This window comes from Synechococcus sp. (assembly GCF_982614295.1).
This window is the reverse complement of record NZ_CEXBMR010000071.1, coordinates 1-5,773: the sequence shown is the minus strand read 5'-3', so window position 1 is coordinate 5,773 and position 5,773 is coordinate 1. Positions and strand designations below refer to the sequence as shown.

The window sequence follows — 5,773 nt, the reverse complement described above, 5'->3', positions numbered from 1 at the left end:
TGCAAATTGGCGAGTAGGGCGGTGTTTGGATTCACCTTGAAGCCGGCTTTTTTTAACCACTGCAATGCTTCCCATTGGCTGCTGGGGTTATCACTGCCGTTTGGTAGGTGCAGGGTGTAGGCAAAGAAATCCAGCCTCCGTGCGGCTACCACCTGGGGGTTTAATTGCCGCAGGGTGCCGGCGCAGGCATTGCGGGGATTGGCAAATAGGGCTTCATTGCGGGCAGCCCGTTCGGCATTGATTGCAGCAAAAGTTTGATCTGGGATAAACGCTTCTCCGCGCACTTCCACCCAAGCTGGTGGATTTTCCAGGTGGAGCTTGAGCGGCACGCTTTGAATTGTGCGGCCATTGGGGGTGATGTCTTCTCCGCTTTCGCCATCGCCGCGGGTGGCGGCACGCACTAATACCCCCGCTTCGTAGCTAAGGGCTAGGGCATTGCCATCGATCTTCAGTTCCCCCACCAGCTCTAATTCAGTGCTGGGCTCAAGTTCGAGCACCCGCAATAATTTGGCGTACCAGCTTGTTAATTCAGCTGCGTTGAAGGCGTTATCAAGGCTCAGCAGGCCGATGCGATGGGCCACGCTTGGGAAGCTGGCAGCTGGTGCACCCCCCACCCGTTGGCTTGGGCTGTCGGCGCTGATTAATTCAGGATGGGCCTGCTCAAGCTCGAGTAATTCGCGATACAACTGGTCGTATACGGCATCTTCTAGTGCCGGTGCATCCAGCACGTAGTAGGCATGGGCAGCAGCGATCAACAAACGCCGCAACTCTTCTGCCCGTGCTGCAACAGAAGTGGGTGCCATAGGTGAACCTTGTTTAGGAATCCAAACGGTTGATCCGCTCCACCCGCCAGTTATCTTCTATTTTCACAAAAATAAAATCCAATGGCAGTTCTTCTTTGCCATCACTTTTTAATTTCACTGTGAGCATGATCTGGCCTTCTTGAATTCTGGGGCGCCCTGATTTCAAGTTGCGATATTTATTTAGTTGTAGCCCAGCTAAAAAGCGGATGAACTGCTGCCGGTTCACATGCTGCCTATAGCTTTTGGTAGTGAGCAAGTAGGCGGCATCAACCCGCCCTGAAGCAATCTGATTGAAAAATTGCTTCAGTAGTGGATTGATACCACGGGCGCTAATTACAAGTTTTACGGCACTAACGGTCCAATAAAGAAGTAAAGCGCCGGCACCCGCTAAAAGCAGCTTGCTGCTAACAGCGCGAACAACAACCCAATCAAGATCCATCGGTGGCAGCTCGTGATCGCTTAATTCTGAAGGACGGCGTTCCGTTGCGTTGTTTTAGTTAAGGCGTCAAAATCAAATGATGCCCCTGGAACCATTGCTGCCACTGTTCCATCGCTTGGATCGTCAATATTTTGATAGCGCCTTGGGGCAGCTTGCTAACCCAGCATTGCAACTGCGTTGGAGCGATGGCCGCCTCAGCCGTAGCGCTGGTTTATATCGCTTTGGGCCTCACTTGAGTGAAATTGTGCTTTCGCAGCCGCTGCTGGTGCCCCTGCCGCCAGAGGCCACCTTGAGCACCCTTTGCCACGAAATGATCCATGCCTGGGTAGATCGGATTCTGCTTTTAAAAGAGGTGCATGGTCCCCAATTTCGGGCCCGCATGGCTTCGATTAATAGCGTTGAAAAAAACTTTCAGGTGAGTTTGCGCCACAGCTATCCAATGCCATTACAAGCCGCTGCTTGGTGGGCCTGTTGCGGCCATTGCGGTAAAAAAATTGCCTATCGCCGCCGCCGTAAAGGTTTGGCCTGTCGCAATTGTTGTGAGCTTCATAACGCTGGCGTTTGGGATGCGCGTTTTGCCCTTAACTTCAGCCCTAATCACGAAGCTTCGAGCGGGTGAACAAGGTGGCTGAATTTTTAGGTGGAATATTGATCAGCGGCTGGGTAATTAGTGCTGTTGGCTTATGGCGGGAAAGCCAGCTGCGCAGCAGCAGCCTTAAGCTGTAAATACGGCCTTGATGCTTGATGGCAGATCGTTTTTTTGATGCAGGTTTAGAGGAACGCCTTGAGGGCTGGCTAGATCGCGGCCGTGAATTTGTTGATGGCGTTGCTGCTGCTCGGCCCAGCTCCCGCCGCCAAATTAAGAGGCCATTAGAAGCAATTTCGCGCCGCACCCCAGTTCAAGAAAGTTGGTTAGAGGAAAGCTGGCCCGCAGACGAAAGCTTCACCACCCCCCATTGGCAGCGCACTGAAGTTAAGCCGGTTCGTCCGATGCCGCGTTCCTACAGACGCCGTAACAATTAGTTGGCTCTTTACCTCATGCTGCTACTAATTAAGCAGCATTAATCACTTCCATGAGTCAGTTAATTGTTCTTGGTTTCGATAGCGTTACAGAAGCCCAAGATGTGCGTAAAGAGCTGGTGGCTTTGCAGCAAGACCACTTGATCTCACTTGATGATGCGGTAGTGGTGGAATGCAACAGCGAAGGCAAGGTGGAATTACATCAAGCCCTTAATCTCACCACCGCTGGTGCTGTGAGCGGTGGTTTTTGGGGCAGTTTGGTGGGTTTAATTTTCCTTAACCCCATCCTTGGAGCTGCTGTTGGTGCGGGGGTTGGTGCTGCTTCTGGTGCCCTTACAGATCTAGGCATTAATGATGGTTTCTTGCGTGAGGTGGGGGATACCCTGCGGCCCAACAGTGCAGCACTTTGCTTAATGGTGAAAGAAGCCACAGCGGATCGCGTGATTGAAAAGTTGCGTAGCCATGCCCCTAATGCCCATCTGCTGCAAACCAATCTCAGCCATACAGATGAAGCCCACCTGCAGGAGATGCTCAATCAGGCCACCAAAAGCCTTAGTAAGGGCTAAGTAAAGCCTTGCCATCGCTGCGGAGAATTACCACCACCCCAGGCCGGGGCCATGAAGCACTGCTGCCATCTGGCCAATTTGAACCTAGTGGTACCCAACGCAGCTGTTGGAATGATTTTCCTGCATCGTTTTGCAATTCAAAGCCGCGAGCTTCTTTTGCTCCCTGCTCCCGGCGGCCGTGCAGTTCGCCGGGATGTTGCACCGCAAGTAAAAGGCTGCGTCCATCAGCGCTAGGGGTGGGGCCTGTGAGTTCGCATTCCATCGGCCCAATTGCAAAGCAAAAAGCTTGGCCGATTTGAGGCCCACTGGTGGGCAACACCCAGCAGGCGTTATTACCGAATTCACCACCATTGCGGTAGTCGTTTTGCTCTTTGGTGCCGATGTCGGTAACCATCCAAAGGGCACCGCTGGGATCAAAGGCGAGATTATCCGGGTTGGCAAACCCCAAACCTCCTTCTTGAGGTTTACCGCCACTTGCCACCATGCTCCAATTGAATTTGCCGTTGCCGCTTTCCCGTAGCCGCATTATCCAGCCTTCATTCCAGGGGGTTTGCCCCCTAGGCCCTTTGAAAATCGTTTGATCTGGCACCCCTTCATCGCCGGGTAAGCCAGAGGTAAAAGCAATTAATAAATCGCCATTGCGAGGATCGATCTCGGTATCTTCCGGGCGGGCGGTGCCGGTGATACCAGCAGCATTCGCAGCAAAGTGAGCATCGATCAAAATCGCGCCCTGTTCGCTATATAAATCAGCAAGGTTGCGAAACTGCTTGCGATAAGCATTGATATCTGCTGCAGTTTTAAATAGTTCAGCCCCCCCTTTACTGCGATCGGAATTTGGTAATAACACCGGTGCTGCGATTGGTGCTACTGGGGTAGTTGGTAAAAGGGCCCGCCATTCACCACTGCCATCGCTATTAAATACGGCGCCATGGAGTACTCCTGCGCTAAATAACTCGCTATTAGCTGGATCTTTGCGGTTTTGAACCACTCCTTGGCTTACAAATTTATAAAGGTGGCCGCCGCGGCGATCACAACCTGAATACACCTCTAGAGGTTTACCGGCATCTGCCCTAATTGCCACCGCTTCATGGCGAAAGCGACCAAGGGCTGTGTGTTTTGTGCCCGGATCTTGGGGGTTAGCTGGATCCAGCTCCACCATCCAGCCGTATTTGTTGCCAGCTAAGCCAAAGGGATTGCCAAGCCCATTCAAGGCCTGTTCGGTGCATTGAAATGGTTTAGAGACAGGGGGGAAGGAGCTGCCATCTGCGTATACGGCTTCTGGCACTTGGGATTGGAAATTTTCTTCAGCGCTTAATACGGTGCCCCAAGGGGTGGTGCCGCCAGCGCAGTTGCCAAAGCTGCCAATGATTGCTGCTCCGAGGCCATCGTTGTAACCCTGCCTGTTAGCGCTATTAAAAACTGCAACTGCAGGGCCGGTGCTACGTAAAAGTTGGCTTGGATCTTTCAAGCCCGCAAGACCGGTAATGCGGCGATCTTGAGGGCCAGGGTTACGGCGCCAACCGCCATTAGCTAAACGTTGCAGCCGAATTACGCCAAGCCCTTGATCATTTAATGCTTCTGCTGCTAGTTGTTCGATTTCAAGCCGTAAAGGCGCTTCTTTTGGCAGCGAATAAGCGTCAATCTTGCCTCCATAGGGCAGAAGGCCAGCCTGCACGCTGCTGTAAGGCAGATTTTTGCCAACCACCTCCATAAAGGCTTGGCGCCAAGGCAGAGGGCTTACATATTCAAAATTCACCGTGAGCAGGGCTTGCTCAGGGGTTAAAGGAATGAGGGCTAGGTAGTCGTTGTTGTAGCCAAACCTTGCTTCGCCAATGGGATCCCCCCAGCTAACGAGTAGCTCCTGGTTGTAACCCTTAGGGATTTCAAGGCGATCTTCTATCTGAACAACTTGATATTGCTGCGTTTGAACAGTGGCATCAAGGCCATCAACAGGTAGAGGTAAGGGGAGACGCAGAGATTTAAACGGTAAAAGTTGATGCTGCAAACCGTTAATTGCTTTTGCAACCGCTGGTTGAACTACAGCAAGGCCTGCAATGCTGCCGCTAAGTAAAAGTAAAAATCGGCGCCTAGCTAAATCCACAAATAATTTATTTGTAACTACACAAAGCTATTTTGAATTTCCTGCAGCCACCGCTTCACGCCCTGGCACTTGGAAGGAGCTACCAATAACTTGTAAGCGTTGATTTACAGCTGGAACTAAATGCACAGGTAAATCCTCAGCCATTTGAGCTGGGGAGGCATCCACAGAAGGAGAGCCTTCTTCTAGGGCAGAGAGCAGATCAGCCCACTGCAAGATCAGTTGTTGTTCGTCCATTAGTTGTAAACCTTTTTCTAAAAGCAGTTCGGAGCAGCGTTGCTGATTCCAGAGGATTGAGCGATTGGCATTTTGCTCAGGGCGGCGAAAGGCATAGCCCCCATCGAGGGCTGCAGCATTAGGCATGCCATCTGTATCGCGCATGCCGGCTTCGCCGAGCAATTTGCCGCAAAATACCGCTGAAATGCCGAATAATCGGCCAAGATCAGTGAGGGTTATCCAGGAGTGATTGGAATCCAATTGAAGCTCCCACAGTCATTGCATACTGATGCGAAGCAAGAATTAAGCAATCTGATCAGCCGCTTTAGCAGCATCCCCACACATGTTTAACAAACGTTGATAATTTTTTTCGGTGCAGGCTGATCCCAAAAAGCGTTCCAGGGCAGGCGAAAACACCTCTTGGATCACAGTAAGAGTGGCTCCTTGCCTAAAGAAACGATAATGGCGGCTCCAGAAGGGTCCGCTGCTTTTAAAGCGTTTCTGCAACCAAGGGGCATTCACTAGGGCTAACCCATCAACTTCGCGAAATAGTTCAGTGCGATTGCTGGTGAGGCTGCGCCAGATCGGCTGATGGCGTTCCCTCAGATTTTGCTCCGCTTTTGATTGGTTC

Annotated in this window: 8 protein-coding genes; 3 read left to right on the top strand and 5 right to left on the bottom strand. The window is 51.7% G+C overall.

The annotated features are described in order from the left end of the window. Both AC2JC8_RS09585 and AC2JC8_RS09580 read right to left on the bottom strand, forming a co-directional pair. On the bottom strand, positions 1–803 hold an 803-nt coding region (locus tag AC2JC8_RS09585), incomplete at its 3' end, for a DNA ligase LigA-related protein (RefSeq protein ID WP_484594620.1). A gap of 13 nt (positions 804–816) precedes the next feature. After that, entirely contained in the window at positions 817–1,242 is a 426-nt protein-coding gene (locus AC2JC8_RS09580; protein WP_255132298.1) for a hypothetical protein, read from the bottom strand. A 76-nt stretch (positions 1,243–1,318) separates the two neighbouring features. Here AC2JC8_RS09580 and AC2JC8_RS09575 point away from each other — a divergent pair, with 76 nt between their 5' ends. From AC2JC8_RS09575 to AC2JC8_RS09565, 3 genes are all read left to right on the top strand, one after another. Continuing rightward, complete coding sequence (locus AC2JC8_RS09575) at positions 1,319–1,861, top strand: SprT family zinc-dependent metalloprotease (protein ID WP_315856201.1); 543 nt, start codon at positions 1,319–1,321, stop codon at positions 1,859–1,861. Between the two features lie 125 nt (positions 1,862–1,986). Continuing rightward, complete coding sequence (locus AC2JC8_RS09570) at positions 1,987–2,265, top strand: hypothetical protein (RefSeq protein WP_484594619.1); 279 nt, start codon at positions 1,987–1,989, stop codon at positions 2,263–2,265. 50 nt (positions 2,266–2,315) lie between these two features. Next, entirely contained in the window at positions 2,316–2,828 is a 513-nt protein-coding gene (locus AC2JC8_RS09565) for a DUF1269 domain-containing protein (protein ID WP_255132294.1), read from the top strand. On the opposite strand, the gene AC2JC8_RS09560 is transcribed toward AC2JC8_RS09565, so the two are convergent. From AC2JC8_RS09560 to AC2JC8_RS09550, 3 genes are all read right to left on the bottom strand, one after another. Further along, on the bottom strand, positions 2,815–4,929 hold the full coding sequence (locus tag AC2JC8_RS09560; RefSeq protein WP_484594618.1) for a PhoX family protein: 2,115 nt from the start codon (positions 4,927–4,929) through the stop codon (positions 2,815–2,817). The two genes, AC2JC8_RS09565 and AC2JC8_RS09560, sit on opposite strands and share 14 nt — an antisense overlap. Positions 4,930–4,956: 27 nt before the next feature. Next, positions 4,957–5,403 carry a hypothetical protein gene (locus AC2JC8_RS09555; protein WP_484420290.1) on the bottom strand — a complete coding sequence of 149 codons (447 nt, stop codon included), beginning with the start codon at positions 5,401–5,403 and terminating at the stop codon, positions 4,957–4,959. A gap of 42 nt (positions 5,404–5,445) precedes the next feature. Next, on the bottom strand, positions 5,446–5,773 hold a 328-nt coding region (locus tag AC2JC8_RS09550), incomplete at its 5' end, for a chorismate pyruvate-lyase family protein (RefSeq protein ID WP_484594617.1).